Annotated in this window: 10 protein-coding genes; 3 read left to right on the top strand and 7 right to left on the bottom strand. The window is 46.7% G+C overall.

Annotated features, from left to right (window positions below; genetic code table 11):
* Nucleotides 1-49 precede the first annotated feature (49 nt).
* Nucleotides 50-1,414 carry a TolC family protein gene (locus Q0110_RS08235; protein WP_297905582.1) on the top strand — a complete coding sequence of 455 codons (1,365 nt, stop codon included), beginning with the start codon at nt 50-52 and terminating at the stop codon, nt 1,412-1,414.
* Nucleotides 1,415-1,688: 274 nt separating this feature from the next.
* Nucleotides 1,689-2,636 (top strand): cysteine synthase A, encoded by a 948-nt coding sequence (cysK, locus tag Q0110_RS08230; RefSeq protein WP_297905579.1) that lies wholly within the window; start codon nt 1,689-1,691, stop codon nt 2,634-2,636.
* Between the two features lie 123 nt (nt 2,637-2,759).
* On the opposite strand, the gene hisB is transcribed toward cysK, so the two are convergent.
* From hisB to Q0110_RS08195, 7 genes are all read right to left on the bottom strand, one after another.
* Nucleotides 2,760-3,896, bottom strand: coding sequence for a bifunctional histidinol-phosphatase/imidazoleglycerol-phosphate dehydratase HisB (gene hisB / locus Q0110_RS08225; RefSeq protein ID WP_297905576.1), 1,137 nt, complete (start codon nt 3,894-3,896; stop codon nt 2,760-2,762).
* On the bottom strand, nt 3,893-4,930 hold the full coding sequence (gene hisC / locus Q0110_RS08220; protein WP_297905574.1) for a histidinol-phosphate transaminase: 1,038 nt from the start codon (nt 4,928-4,930) through the stop codon (nt 3,893-3,895). Before hisC ends, hisB begins: the two co-directional genes overlap by 4 nt.
* Nucleotides 4,927-6,207: a histidinol dehydrogenase gene (hisD, locus tag Q0110_RS08215; RefSeq protein WP_297905571.1), complete on the bottom strand. Its 1,281-nt coding sequence runs from the start codon at nt 6,205-6,207 to the stop codon at nt 4,927-4,929. Before hisD ends, hisC begins: the two co-directional genes overlap by 4 nt.
* Before the next feature lie 89 nt (nt 6,208-6,296).
* Nucleotides 6,297-7,148, bottom strand: a complete 852-nt coding sequence (hisG, locus tag Q0110_RS08210; protein ID WP_297905568.1) for an ATP phosphoribosyltransferase — start codon at nt 7,146-7,148, stop codon at nt 6,297-6,299.
* A 290-nt stretch (nt 7,149-7,438) separates the two neighbouring features.
* Nucleotides 7,439-9,970, bottom strand: a complete 2,532-nt coding sequence (locus tag Q0110_RS08205) for a M1 family aminopeptidase (RefSeq protein ID WP_297905565.1) — start codon at nt 9,968-9,970, stop codon at nt 7,439-7,441.
* 12 nt (nt 9,971-9,982) lie between these two features.
* The gene (locus tag Q0110_RS08200; RefSeq protein ID WP_297905562.1) at nt 9,983-10,438 is read right to left on the bottom strand and encodes a DUF4268 domain-containing protein; all 456 of its coding nucleotides are present in this window, start codon (nt 10,436-10,438) and stop codon (nt 9,983-9,985) included.
* A complete protein-coding gene (locus tag Q0110_RS08195; protein ID WP_297905560.1) occupies nt 10,438-13,278 on the bottom strand; it encodes a M16 family metallopeptidase in 2,841 nt (946 codons plus the stop codon). Before Q0110_RS08195 ends, Q0110_RS08200 begins: the two co-directional genes overlap by 1 nt.
* A 152-nt stretch (nt 13,279-13,430) precedes the next feature.
* On the opposite strand from Q0110_RS08195, the gene Q0110_RS08190 reads away from it, so the two are divergent.
* Nucleotides 13,431-14,600 (top strand): mechanosensitive ion channel domain-containing protein, encoded by a 1,170-nt coding sequence (locus tag Q0110_RS08190; protein WP_297905557.1) that lies wholly within the window; start codon nt 13,431-13,433, stop codon nt 14,598-14,600.
* Nucleotides 14,601-14,640 lie beyond the last annotated feature (40 nt).

Genomic DNA, 14,640 nt, shown 5'->3' with positions numbered 1-14,640 from the left:
TGGATACGGGGCATGCCCGTATCCACGGTAATTAATACAAGATACAGATATGAAGAATAACATCATAATCCTTACCGTAGCGACACTAGCATTGAATAGCTGCGGTATTTACAAGAAATACGAACCTGTCACCACTCTCCCGGAGAATTTATACCGGGAAGAGGTAGCCCCGGCAGATACCTTCTCCATCGGGAATATCAGTTGGCGGGATATGTTCACCGATCCGGCCTTACAATCCTTAATCGAGCGAGGATTAACCAATAATACCGATCTACAGATCGCCCATTTAAAGGTACAAGAGGCCGAGGCCGCACTAATGACCTCTCGCCTCTCCTACCTCCCGTCGCTTTCCCTGGATCCGCAGGGCACGGCAAGTAGCTTCGATAAGGCGAAAACATCGTGGACATACAGCGTCCCGGTATCGGCCAGTTGGGAAATCGATATTTTCGGCCGTCTGACAAATGCCAAGCGACAAGCGAAAGCCGCCTTGTTACAAAGCCAGGAATACAGCCAAGCCGTACGGACACAATTGATTGCCAATATCGCCAATCTATATTATACCTTGTTAATGTTAGACCGCCAATACGAGATCACGACGGAGACTTCCGTAAAATGGAAAGAAAGCCTACGTGCTACTCAGGCATTGATGGCGGCCGGCATGACTACCGAGGCGGCCGTATCACAGACCGAGGCCACTTGCTATTCCATCGAGACCTCGGTGAGGGATCTGGAACAAACCATCCGGGAAACTGAAAATACCCTTGCTGTCTTATTAGGAGAGACACCGCAAGGTATTGAGCGAGGAAGACTGGAAGACCAATCCTTGCCTTCAGACCTAGCCATCGGTATCCCGGTACAAATGCTCTCGAATCGTCCGGATGTGCGTAGCGCCGAGTATTCATTGGCACAAGCGTTCTACGGGACAGCCTCGGCCCGCTCCAATTTCTATCCTTCGTTACGTCTTAGCGGAAACGCGGGATGGACAAACAGCGCAGGAAGTTACATCGTAAATCCGGGTAAGCTGTTACTATCGGCTATCGGTTCTCTCACGCAGCCACTATTTAATAAAGGAGCGAACATCGCCCAATTAAAAATAGCGAAAGCGCAACAAGAGGAGGCCAAGCTCACCTTCCAGCAAACCGTGCTCAACGCCGGAAAAGAGGTGAACGACGCGCTTACCCAAGCCCAGACAGCGAAAGGAAAGATCGGTTTGCGTACGCACCAAATCGAATCACTTGAAGATGCCGTCCGTAGTACCCAATTGCTGATGACGCATGGAAACACCACCTATTTGGAAGTACTCACGGCGCAACAAACCTTACTCAGCGCCCAGCTCTCGCAAGTAACGGATCGTTTCGATGAGCTTCAAGCTACCGTCAACCTTTATCAAGCGTTGGGTGGAGGCAGAAACTAAAGATAGTCCTTTCAGACTTGTATATAATTATGATTGTCCCCTCCTTTTGTGCGCGACGCATAGAAGGAGGGCTAAAAATATCCTGTTTATGGTATATGCCGTAAACAATCCATCCACTATCTTTGTCATATAAACAAAAGAGTCATTTCTCTGGTTGTAGAGACGCAGCACGCTGCGTCTCATCCTCTCTAAATAGTAACTAAGAATACATTTGACGGTAGGAGACGCAGCACGCTGCGTCTCTACAACTAGAAACAACTAAATTCATTCGTATATGGCAAGAATAGCAAAACAATTAACCGATCTAGTCGGTAACACTCCTCTGTTGGAGTTCTCTAATTTCAACGCAAGCAAAGGCCTTAAAGCCCGGGTAATCGGCAAGCTGGAATATTTCAATCCGGCCGGCAGCGTAAAAGACCGCATCGCCTTAGCGATGATCGAGGATGCCGAGACTAAAGGCTTATTGAAACCCGGCGCTACCATCATCGAACCGACCAGTGGCAATACCGGGGTCGGGCTTGCTTTTGTCTCCGCGTCGAAAGGTTATAAATTAATCCTCACCATGCCGGATACCATGAGTGCCGAACGTCGTAACTTGCTAAAAGCGTTAGGAGCCCAACTTGTCCTTACCTCCGGAGCGGAAGGTATGAAAGGAGCTATCGCCAAAGCGGAAGAATTGCGTGACGCGACTCCCGGTTCCATTATCTTACAGCAATTCGAGAATCCCGCAAACCCGGCGATACATATCCGCACGACCGCCGAGGAGATCTGGCGTGATACGGATGGTAAAATCGATTTGTTCGTAGCTGGCGTAGGAACCGGAGGTACGGTCAGCGGTGTAGGCGCAGGATTGAAAGCCCACAACCCGAACGTGCAAATCGTAGCGGTCGAGCCCAGTGATTCCCCGGTACTTTCCGGAGGTAAGCCCGGCCCGCATAAGATACAAGGCATAGGAGCCGGCTTTATTCCTAAGACTTACAATGGAGATGTGGTAGACAAGATCATACAAGTAACGAACGACGACGCCATTCGTACCAGCCGCGAACTGGCGCAAAAAGAAGGGCTATTGGTCGGAATATCTTCCGGTGCCGCCGTATACGCCGCAATGCAATTAGCTAAACTTCCGGAAAATGAGGGGAAAACGATCGTGGCGTTGCTTCCGGACACAGGAGAAAGGTATCTCTCCACGGTTCTATACGCTTTCGAAGAATATCCTCTATAGGCTTTTATCGGTTTACCCTAGAATCCGAGTCGAAAAGACTATAGTGTTAGCGAATAAACACAATAGTATTCAGACTAAAACACTACTGTATTCTCGCGAGAATACAGTAGTGTTTTTTACAGATTACAAGAGTCCTTTCGTACTCGGTAGCTCAAACCGGTAGATATCCCGTCGTATCGCCATCTTGATTGAGCGGGCTAGAGCCTTGAATATACCTTCTATCTTATGATGCTCGTTCGTGCCCTCGGCACGGATATTCAGATTCATTCGAGCGGCATCGCTCAAGCTCTTAAAGAAATGAAGGAACATTTCCGTTGGCATATCTCCTACTCTCTCCCGGTGAAACTCCGCGTCCCAGACCAACCACGGACGGCCTCCGAAATCCAGTGCCACGCTACACAAGCAATCATCCATCGGCAAGCAATAACCATAACGCTCGATCCCCCGTTTATCACCCAACGCTTTCAGCATGGCCTCGCCAAGGGCGATCGCCGTATCCTCTATCGTATGATGTTCATCGACTTCCAAGTCTCCTTTTACTCGTACCGTCAAATCCGTACCCGAATGTTTACCGATCTGTTCCAGCATATGGTCAAAGAAACCAAGCCCGGTAGAGATAGAAGTCTTTCCGGTTCCATCCAAGTTCCAGTCTACATAAATATCCGTCTCCTTCGTAGTACGCCGTACAACCGCACGACGCTCGCCGGCAAACAGATACTCGGTGATTTTATCCCAATCATCCGTGATATAGACGGGAGACAATGGAGTAGCGTAAGCCGCCAACTCACTCTCTGCTCCCTCTTCCGGATGCAACCAGATACCCTTCGCTCCCAGATTACGGGCCAACTCCATATCCGTAAGGCGATCACCAATCACGAAGCTGTTCTCCAGATCATATTCACCAGCCATATACTTCGCAAGCATACCCGTACGGGGTTTGCGATTCGGGGAATTATCCTCCGGGAAGGAAGGATCGATCAAAATATCGTCGAACACGATACCCTCACCTTCCAGCGTTTTTAGCATTAAGTTATGGGCAGGCCAAAAAGTTTCTTCCGGGAAAGAAGGAGTTCCCAATCCGTCTTGGTTGGAGACCATCACAAACTCGAAATCCAACTGTTTGCGAATGAAATAAAGGCTACGCATCACTTTGGGGACAAACTCCAGTTTCTCCAAGCTATCCAACTGATAATCCAAAGGAGGTTCTTTTACAAGAGTACCGTCCCGGTCAATAAACAAGGCCCTTTTCCTCGTGCTCATAGTTTCATGTTTTTCATGGCGTTTAACAATATATCATTCTCTTTCGGGGTACCGATCGTAATACGAAGACATCCCCAGCATTTTTGCACACTGCTACGGTTACGCACTACCACTCCTTTTTTCACAAGCCCATTATACATGGCATCTGCCTTGCCGACATTCACCAATAAGAAATTTGCGTCCGAGGGATATACTTGGTATGAGAAAGGAGGTTCGGATAATGTTTTTTCCAGTCGGTTACGCTCCGTAAGTATCTCGTTCACTTGATGCTTCATTGTCGCCTCATCATTCAGGAACGCCAAGGCTTTCTCCTGTGTAAGCTGGTTAACGTTATATGGATATTTGATCTTATTCAAGACTCCGATGATCTCCGGAGAAGCGAAAGCCATGCCTAAACGGATTCCAGCCGCTCCCCACGCCTTTGACAAGGTTTGAAGAATGATCAAATTAGGGAACCCAGCCAATTCTTTCAGGAAAGAAGGATAAGCGGAGAAGTCGATATAAGCCTCATCGATCACCACGATACCTTCATAACTCTTTAATATCTTATAGATCGAACCGCGATCCAAACTGTTACCGCTCGGGTTATTCGGAGAACAAAGGAAGATCACTTTTGTCCATTCATCCGCCGTTTCTAATACCTGATCAACGTCTAAGTCAAAGTTAGCGTCCAAAGGAACCTTACGGCATTCCACATTATTTACATTTGCCGCGACCTCATACATTCCATACGATGGCGAGATCGTGACCATGCTATCCAAACCCGGCTCACAAAAAGCACGAAGTATCAGATCTATGGCCTCATCGCTACCATTACCCAAGAAGATTGAATTACGGTCTACGCCTTTCAACTCAGCCAAGCGATCCTTCAGTTTCCATTGCAACGGATCGGGGTAACGGTTATAAGGGACATTCCACGGATTCTCATTCGCATCCAGGAAAACGGAAGCATCTCCATGAAACTCATCACGTGCGGACGAATATGGTTGCAAGTTCCAGACATTTGGTCTTACTAAATCTTTCAGGTCTTTCATATCGTGTTCAATCTAATTGTTACTGCGTTACGGTGGGCATCCAAGCACTCGTTGCCCGCCATGGTTTGGATCGTTTTTCCCAAGGTACGGATGCCATCGGAGGTGATCTCTTGGAAAGTAATCTTCTTGATGAAACTATCCAAGTTCACACCACTGTAGGCCTTGGCATAACCATTGGTCGGCAAGGTATGATTCGTACCGGAAGCATAATCACCGGCGCTCTCCGGAGTATATGGCCCCATAAAGACACTACCGGCATTCTCAACCCGCTCTGCGATAGAAGCGTAATCTACCGTTTGGATAATCAAGTGCTCGGGAGCGTATAGATTCGTGAAATCTACGACCTCCCGCATATCTTTCAATACGATGATACGGCTGTGCGCCAACGACTTCTCGGTAATCTCCTTTCGGGGTAAACGATCGAGTTGCTCCTGGATGGCACGAGCTACGGGCTCCACGATAGTTTCCGAAGCGGTTACGAGGATCGCTTGGCTATCCATTCCATGCTCGGCCTGAGAAAGAAAATCGGCGGCGATAAAATCGGGATTCGCCGTCTCGTCAGCGATAACCTCTACCTCAGACGGTCCGGCGGGCATATCGATAGCGACCTCTTTCAGGCTTACTAATTGCTTTGCCGCTGTCACGTATTGATTACCAGGACCAAAGATCTTATAAACCTTGGGTACCGATTCCGTTCCATAGGCCATCGCCGCTATCGCCTGGATTCCTCCGGCCTTGAATATCTTACTTACGCCGGCAACCTCTGCCGCAAATAAGATAGCAGGATGCACTTTCCCTTCCCGGTTCGGCGGCGTACACAATACGATCTCCTTGCATCCGGCTATACGTGCAGGTACTGCCAACATCAATACCGTGGAGAACAAAGGCGCCGTTCCACCCGGAATATATAAACCTACTTTCTCAATAGCTACCGCTTTCTGCCAGCAAGTCACGCCCGGGGTTGTCTCTACCTTCTTACCCACGAAGCGCTGCGAGGCATGAAATTTCTCGATATTCGCTTTTGCCGTACGGATTGCCTGTTTCAAATCCTCGGCGACTAAGGTATCCGCTTCCCGCATCTCCTCTTCCGAAACTTGGAGGGAAGAAAGATGTACTTTATCAAATTTTTCTTCATACGCTTTCACGGCAGCGTCACCTTGCTCACGCACCTCATCCAATACTGTACGAACTGTATCGAACAAGGTAGTTACATCTAACGCAGGACGTTGGGCGAGTGAGCTCCACTCCTCACGTCCGGGATATTTTATAATTTCCATAACTTTTTCAGTTGACAGTTGATAGCCGACAAGTGACAGTTAAAGTTGGCAATCACCGTTTATCGCAACTGCCACTTGTAAACCATCAACTAAATTATCATTTTCTCTATCGGGAGCACTAAGATACCCTCAGCCCCCAGTGATTTCAGTTTACCAATAATTTCCCAGAAATGCTTCTCCGCGATCACGGATTGTACGGAAACCCATTCTCCGTTTGCCAAAGGAGTCACGGTCGGGCTCTTCATTCCGGGAAGTACCTTGATAATCTCATCCAGCTTTTCTTTCGGGGCGTTCAATAACACGTACTTTTTCCCTTCGGCAACTTGAATCGCCTCAAAACGGAACAAAAGCTCATCCAAGATCTCTTGCTTTTCCTCGGACAAATTAGTATTGGCTATCAATAACGCCTCACAAGGAAGAACAACCTCGACCTCTTTCAATTGATTGCTTACCAAAGTACTACCGGAACTTACGATATCAAAAATAGCATCGGCCAACCCAATACCCGGGGCAATCTCCACGGAACCACTGATTACATGAATATCGGCCTTTACGCCCCTCTCCTCCAAGAAAGACCGTAAGATCGCAGGATAGGAAGTAGCGATCGTCTTTCCCTCGAACCACTCGGCACCCTTATATTCCTCCTCTTTTGGGATGGCCAACGATAAACGACATTTACTAAAACCCAGCCGTTTGACCAATCTCGCCTCTTGTCCTTTCTCCACATACTCATTCTCTCCTACAATACCGATATCAGCCACGCCATTAGCCACGGACTGAGGAATATCATCGTCGCGAAGGAATAATACTTCTACCGGAAAACCTTTCGCCGATAATAACAGGATGCGTTTGCCCCTGTTCAACTTAATACCCGCTTCTTCAAGCAGCATCATGGTCTCGTCGTACAGACGGCCTTTCGATTGTACCGCGATTCTCAACATAATTATCTTATTTTGTATTATAAATATCAACAAAAAAGGCTTACCGCAAAACGGTAAGCCTTTATTTTTTTATCATGAGTACATACATACCATTCAGCCCACCGAACTACCGCCCGCTGTAATGATGATGGTGATGTAATGTTGTCGTTATTTTCATTTCTTTTGTTATTTACGTCGCAAAGTTACAATAATAATTGAAAGAACAAATATTTCTAACAAAATATTATAAAGATTCCATACGATTCCACTAAATAAAATATCTCTTCGATTCATTCTTACGAAGTAAATCCTCAATAATACAAATGACTCGCTTGCTGCTTAATCTTATTGGAAAGCATTAAAGGAAAATCCGGATGCGCGGTAAAAAACGCGTCGACTTCTTCCCGAGCTTCCTTGGATGTATGAGCGGAAAGCAAGGAACGAACCCAAGCGGTGGGGAAAAAGATATCGCCAGTCCGCTGTACTTCCGGCATCGCTTCCAAGGCGGGACGGATATAAGCGACCGACTCTTGTTCCCGTAAGCGATGGTTCAGATTAGCGAGAGCGGAAGAAGCCCATGGTTCCACCCTACGGTTCTCGGCTATCAACAAAGAAGCAAAGACACTATCTCGTTCCTCCTTACGGGGAGAGACGGATGGGGAAATAAACCGATACTCTTTCTTCCTGTCCGGATTCTGTATACGGGATAATTGCGTAGCGATAATCTCATCCGCTTTTTCCGGCAAATGTATCGCCAACGTATACGACAAGCCGATATAGTCATTCTCACTTAACGTACAATCTTTCGGAGCCTTTTGCCCTTGCCATAAAGTATACAAACGTCGTACCGCCTCCTCTGAGTCCGCTATCGAGCGATAACTACGAAATGCCTGCAAACGGTGCTGAGGTACAGGGTCTGTCGTCACGATCTTCCACAAAGCCTGTTCCAACGGACGAGAATCCGACGGGAATATTCGCTGGCAATCGCCTAAATACCCCAAAGCCATTGAGAACAATAAAGAATTAGACTCATTAGGCAAATAAGCCAACATCGCATCACGAAATCCTTGCGGGGAAATCGTTTTCCGACGAAGGTTCTCATAAAGGGTGATCAACAAAGATCCTCTCAACACTTCATCTTCCGATGAGCGAAGCACGGACCATAAACCGGCAGATTCCTCTTCTGTTATCTTAAAGAAGCCATAGCCACGCCCATCCGTATTCGGAAGAATGACACAATTTCCATCCGGAAGAAAACTTAATTTCGTCCGGAAAGAATCGGAGTTTCCTCCGAGAGAAACCGGAATTTCTTCCGAATCCGTTCCGCGGATCACCTTATAAGTTAATTCCTGCGGCCAATTCAATCCTCGATCTAGCGGATCACATTGCTCCACGACCAACTCTCCGTCTTTAACCGAGGCCGTAATCTCCGGCATACCTTCCTGATTCACCCAAACCTCGCTCCAAACGATCAGATCCTCCTCCGTATATTTATTCAAGATACGAATCAAGCCGTCCCAAGTGGCGTTTCCATACGCATAAGTAGTCAAGTACTCACGGATTCCTTGTTGGAAAGCATCTTCTCCCAAAACACGCACCAACATCTCCATAATCACGGGAGATTTATCGTAGATGATATTCCCGTATACCAAACCGGCGTTACACAAATTATCCAAATCCTGCTTGATCGGATTCGCTCCGGCCGTACGGTCCTCCGAATAAGAGGCAGGAATATAATCCCGAATAAAATTCAACCTGTGGTTCACGTCCGGATACAAGGGTTCTACGATACGGGATGCGAAATAATTAGCGAAAACCTCCTTTGTCCATACATCATCAAACCACCTCATCGTAACATAATCTCCGAACCACATATGCGAAGTCTCATGAGCGATCAAGGCGCTCCGGCTCAATCGCTCGTTTAAGGTAGGGTGCTCATCAAGAAACATCCTGCGATCGGTATATAAGGTAGCCCCCGTATGCTCCATGCCGCCATATTGGAAACCGGGCAAGATGATCACGTCATATTTAGCGAAAGGATAAGGAATACCGGTAAAATCCTCCTGCCACTCCAACGCATCGAATACCTCATCGGCGATGGCCGGACATTGGGCGATCTTCCTCGGGTCTGTCTCCCGGTGATAAATAGAGATATCCCGTCCGTTCCGGGAATAAACCTCACGGGTCAACTTACCGGCCACAAATGAGAACAGGTAAGTGCTAAGCGGTTCTGTCTCCTTGAAAGAAATGCGATTCCGACCGGAAACACTTGTACTATCCGTTCGCACGATAACGCCATTCGCCACCGCCTGCCACGTAGAAGGCACTTCCAAAGTCAAGGTAAAAAGCGACTTCATATCCGGCTGGTCAAAACAAGGAAATACCGTACGTGCCCGGTCCGGAACTAACAGTGTATACAGAAACTCATCCCGTCGATTCAAGGATTGATCAGCCGGAGTAAAAGCGATCGCTACCCGGTTCTCTCCCGCCACGACCCAATCAGGCGCAATTACAATATGCTCGTTTTTCACCTCATAAGGGATATCTTTCCCGTTCAAGGTAACGGACGTCACTTGTTCCGGTCCTCCCCGGAAATCAATAACAAGCGGTAGTGGCTCGTCTAATCGCAAAGATAACTCAGCCTTTCCCCGAATAGCCTCACCGCGAGACTCCGGGATCGAGAAAAATAAATTATAACGGACATTCGAGAAATGTTCCTTCCGGAATTGAGCCAACTCTAAGCTCACACCGGGTTGCGTCAAACCGGTCTCATCTTGTTTAACGGAGCTACAAGCGACCAGACCGGACAGTACGCAAGCCCCGATAAATACCTTCAGGTTCATATCTAATATCCCTTATTCTCTTAAATATTCAGCTATACTCATAAAATTTCGTTCCAACAGATACATCTGGCTGGCCATAAAAGTAAAAAACTCACCCCAATGTTCCCGCCTATGTAAATCAAGCCCTTCCTTAGCCACATAAACACGGGCTACTTGCTGCCCGTTCTCACGGACAAAACAAATATCCCAGATCAAGCCATCCGGAAAATCTTGTTCCAAGATCTCTTTATACCAAGTCAAACGCTCGAACATTTCCAAGCGCGAATCCTCGTTACGATGGTTCACCTCCAGAATAACGTAAGCGCCTTGGCGGTTAGCGTCGAATTTCAACTCAACGCCCTTTACTTTCGTATTATATAATGTCCAGATTTTCTTACGTCTCCGCAAATAGGGCTGTACCTCACAAAAAGCGGCGAAACTTTCCCAGAACTCCAACTTGAGATTCTTCAGTTCCTCTTTACTATACATTACCTATAAATATCTTTCTTGGTTAATTTAACGATCTGTCCAAAATCGGCGAGTTTCTCCATATCGATCCTCTTTGAATTACCGACAATCGCATATATAATTAAATGATCTTGTATATTCTTTCTGTAAAAACGCAGGATATCCTCCATCGTCATCTGATCTATAACTTCCAGATAATCCTTGTTCGGGTCACTCTCGTACCCCTCACGACGAAAACCGGCGATTTTCAAGGAAAGGGAACGGCTGGTTGGATATTCGTTATTCACCCAGTTACGAACAGCCTGCTTCACCGACTCAACCCGTTCCGGACGTTCCGGCATGTCATGTATCAGATTCTCCAATACCTTCATGGCATCAATCATCTTATCCGTCTGCGTAGCCAGCTTCATAACGAAGCTAGCGGGCTTATCCGCGCGGTTCAGAGGAGGATGCTTCAGCCAAGCGTTCACTTGATAAGCGAACGAACGGAACTCCCGGATCTCTTGGAACATCAACGAAGACATATCCCCGCCAAAATAAGCGTTAAACAACCGGGCAACATGGCGATCCTCCTTCGTCTTTAACGGATCGATGTACATATAGGCATAAATTATACTTTGCGTGACATCTTCCATGTCCATGAAAAAGACAATCGGCTTGTCATACGCCACGAGATCACGAATATAAGGAGAATTAGACGGGCTGCTCACCTCCTCCAATGGCAAATACGACTTGATCTGCCCGACAACCTCCTCCGTAGACAATGTACCGCAATAATGCAGGTTACAGGCAACCGTACGCACCTTATCAAAGGTATCCAGCAACACCTTACCTTTTAAATTCTTGATCTCCGCAAACGACAATTTTGTCAGGTAACGGGATTGCTTCCCGAATTTCATTTTCTCCAACAACATGTCGGCCACGTTCTCGCTGGAATTAAACAAGGATTTCTCCGTTACTTTCTCCTCGTCCACGATCTGGCGTAACTTCTTATCATCCGGTTTGGCATGCCGCAGGAAATCGCCGACCAAGGCCATTGTCTGGGTAAAATTCCCATCGAAACCGTTCACCACTATAAGAAACTCGGAATCCGTGGAATCGAAAGTCAAGGTACTACCCAACTCTTGCAACTTACCCCGAAAAACCTCAAACGACATCGATTCTGTCGCCACGAAAGGTAAGTAAGCAGACAATTTATCCAGATCACGAAGCTCCAGTTGCCCCACTCCATAAGACAAGGTCAACGAAAATATATCATTCACGGAATTACGAGTCCTATACAGCGTGACAAGCGGATGCAAGGATATAACCTCGGCATCCTTCTCAAAATCGAGGAAATGCGGCTTCAATTCCTGTACGGGAATCTTTTCCAAACGTTTCACATAAGCGGAGGAAGCATCGGAATTTTTAGGTATGATCGGTGAATAATCCGGCTTGGGCAAGGTCGTTTTCGGATAGCGTCCGGTCTTTTTCGTGACATACATATAATTTTCCGTAAAATACTTTTTGGCTACCTCAATCACGTCCTCTCTCGACAGAGCGTCGATACGGGCAACCTCATCCAGATAGTCTTGCCAGCTTTTCCCCTGGGAGAAAATACGCATCATCACCTCGGCCCTCGAGTTTATATCTTCCAGTTTGGAAGCATACTCACGTTTCTGCTCCAGCTTCAGGCTCTGGAACATCTCATTGCTAAAATCGCCCTCCTTGATACGGTTAATCTGTTTCCACACCAATTTCTCGGCTGCCGCATAGGTCTGGAAAAAGAATTTCGGGAACACCAATAAACCCAATATCCCGGCCTCATTCATACTTTGGTTAACCGCCATCGCACCCATCACCTTATGATCTACCGTCAGCTTATCCAAAAAACCCGTGCCATTGGAATTATTCAATAAAGACACGGCGATATTGAGCGCTACTTGATCCGGATGATTCGCGGGAACTCCCCGGAATCCCAATGCCATGATTTTCACGAAAGGCATAGGAATGCGCACGCTCACTTTCTCCCGGCCCTTGAATGGAGGCAACGCCACAATATCCCGGTGAGGCGGCTTTCCCTCCCGTATCCGGGAAAAAGTAGATTCAAGGATGGGCAAGACCTCTTCCGTATAAAAATCCCCACTTAAGATCAACCCCATATTGGAAGCGACATAATATTTCTCGAAGAACCGGCGCATCTCTGAAAGACGGGGATTCTTCAGGTTCTCCGCGCTACCGATGATCGGATACGCGTACGGATGCGGATAGAAATAACGCTCCGTCAATTTCTCGATGGCGACACTGGCCATCGTGTCTCCATACATGTTTTTTTCCTCGTAAACCGTCTCCAGCTCGCTTTGGAAAAGACGGAATACCGGATTCACCAAACGCTCGCTATTAATCTCGGCCCATTGCGAGATATATTGAGGCGAGAATGTATTGAAGTACAATGTATAATCGTAAGAAGTCCCTGCGTTCAACTTCGTTCCTCCGAAACGAGAGATCAACCTGTCGAACTCATTCGGTATCACATACTCCGCCGCACGCACACTCAGATCGTTAATGATTTGCTGCAAATGGGCACGCATCTTAGGGTCTTCGGTATCCGCCAACGCGTCGTATTTCTCGGCGATAATATCCAACAATACTTTCTCGGACTCATAATCGATCGTTCCGATCTTATCCGTCCCTTTAAACATCATATGCTCGAAATAATGCGCGATACCGGTATTAGGGGAATCTTTTGCTCCGGCTTTTACGACTACGGCTCCGAATATCTTAGGTTGGCTATGGTCTTCGTTCAACCATACCGTCAAATCATTATTTAATTTATGCTCTCGTACCTGTAGAAAATCTGAGGTTGATAACAGAGATTTCATGGAATCCTTTTAAGTTTATATTATTTTACAAAGATACATTTTTCAATTGGATTAATACTCTTACATTTACAAGCAATCTTAACGAAAGGACAAATTTAACGTAGGATTGAACCTAATTTTTAAGAGTAGTGTTATATCAAAAAACGATTATTATGATAAATTTAGGCAGTTGGATGAATAAAGTCCTCACGGGATGGGGCGTAGACGAAAAAATAGCAAATACATTCGATGAGGCGATCATCGCGATCCTGTTAGTAGCGGTCGCAATCGGATTAGATTACTTATGCCAAGCTATTTTTGTCGGAGGAGTACGCAGTATCGTCAAACATACGCATTATAAATGGGACACGTTATTGATAAAGCGCAAAGTGGTACACCACCTCGTACATACGATCCCCGGTATTTTAGTATATGTCTTGCTTCCGATGGCTTTTATCCGGGGTAAGGAACTGTTGCTTATTTCCCAGAAGATTTGCGCGGTCTATATCATATTCTCCCTGTTGCTAGCGCTCAACGGCCTTCTCTTGATGATGCTGGATTTATTTAACCAGCAAGAGAAAATGAAGAATAGGCCGATGAAAGGCTTTATACAAGTATTGCAAGTGCTTGTCTTCTTCGTAGGCGGCATCGTCATCATAGCGATTCTCGTCAATAAATCTCCGGCTACCCTTTTCGCGGGTTTAGGAGCATCGGCGGCTATCCTTATGTTGGTGTTTAAAGATAGCATACTCGGTTTCGTGGCGGGAATACAGCTTTCGGCGAACGATATGCTGCGCCCCGGCGATTGGATCACGATGCCTTCGGCCAACGCAAACGGTATTGTTCAAGAGATAACCCTAAACACCGTGAAAGTACAAAACTTCGATAATACGATCTCGACAATCCCTCCTTATAACCTGGTGAATAGCTCTTTCCAAAACTGGCGGGGCATGGTTGAGTCCGGAGGCCGCAGGGTCATGAAGTCTATCTACCTCGATCTGAATACGATCAAGTTCTGTACGCCGGAGATGCTGGATACATTCCGCAAAGAAATACCTCTATTAGCGGACTATCAACCGGACAAAGACGTGATCCCCACGAACTCCCAGGTATTCCGCATATACATAGAGCGCTACCTGACAAGTCTTCCTGTCGTAAATCAAGATTTGGATTTAATCATCAGCCAACTTCAATCCACGGAATATGGCGTACCTATCCAGATTTATTTCTTCTCCCGAAACAAAGTATGGAAAGAGTATGAACGAATCCAGTCGGATATATTCGACCATTTCTTCGCCATGGTTCCTAAGTTCGAATTGAAAGTATACCAATATTCAGAGTAAAATAGATGTTCGGATTATTTTTCCTATCTTCGCCCCCGGA

Source organism: uncultured Parabacteroides sp. (genome assembly GCF_947855115.1).
In the GTDB taxonomy this organism is placed as follows: domain Bacteria; phylum Bacteroidota; class Bacteroidia; order Bacteroidales; family Tannerellaceae; genus Parabacteroides.
This window is presented reverse-complemented; position numbering and strand designations above follow the sequence as displayed.

What these genes read in the sequence shown, in the direction of transcription:
- Q0110_RS08195 (WP_297905560.1), bottom strand. Translation starts at nt 13,278, where the DNA reads ATGAAATCTCTGTTATCAACCTCAGATTTTCTACAGGTACGAGAGCAT.
- hisC (WP_297905574.1), bottom strand. Translation starts at nt 4,930, where the DNA reads ATGAAAGACCTGAAAGATTTAGTAAGACCAAATGTCTGGAACTTGCAA.
- Q0110_RS08190 (WP_297905557.1), top strand. Translation starts at nt 13,431, where the DNA reads ATGATAAATTTAGGCAGTTGGATGAATAAAGTCCTCACGGGATGGGGC.
- Q0110_RS08200 (WP_297905562.1), bottom strand. Translation starts at nt 10,438, where the DNA reads ATGTATAGTAAAGAGGAACTGAAGAATCTCAAGTTGGAGTTCTGGGAA.
- hisD (WP_297905571.1), bottom strand. Translation starts at nt 6,207, where the DNA reads ATGGAAATTATAAAATATCCCGGACGTGAGGAGTGGAGCTCACTCGCC.
- cysK (WP_297905579.1), top strand. Translation starts at nt 1,689, where the DNA reads ATGGCAAGAATAGCAAAACAATTAACCGATCTAGTCGGTAACACTCCT.
- Q0110_RS08205 (WP_297905565.1), bottom strand. Translation starts at nt 9,970, where the DNA reads ATGAACCTGAAGGTATTTATCGGGGCTTGCGTACTGTCCGGTCTGGTC.
- hisG (WP_297905568.1), bottom strand. Translation starts at nt 7,148, where the DNA reads ATGTTGAGAATCGCGGTACAATCGAAAGGCCGTCTGTACGACGAGACC.
- Q0110_RS08235 (WP_297905582.1), top strand. Translation starts at nt 50, where the DNA reads ATGAAGAATAACATCATAATCCTTACCGTAGCGACACTAGCATTGAAT.
- hisB (WP_297905576.1), bottom strand. Translation starts at nt 3,896, where the DNA reads ATGAGCACGAGGAAAAGGGCCTTGTTTATTGACCGGGACGGTACTCTT.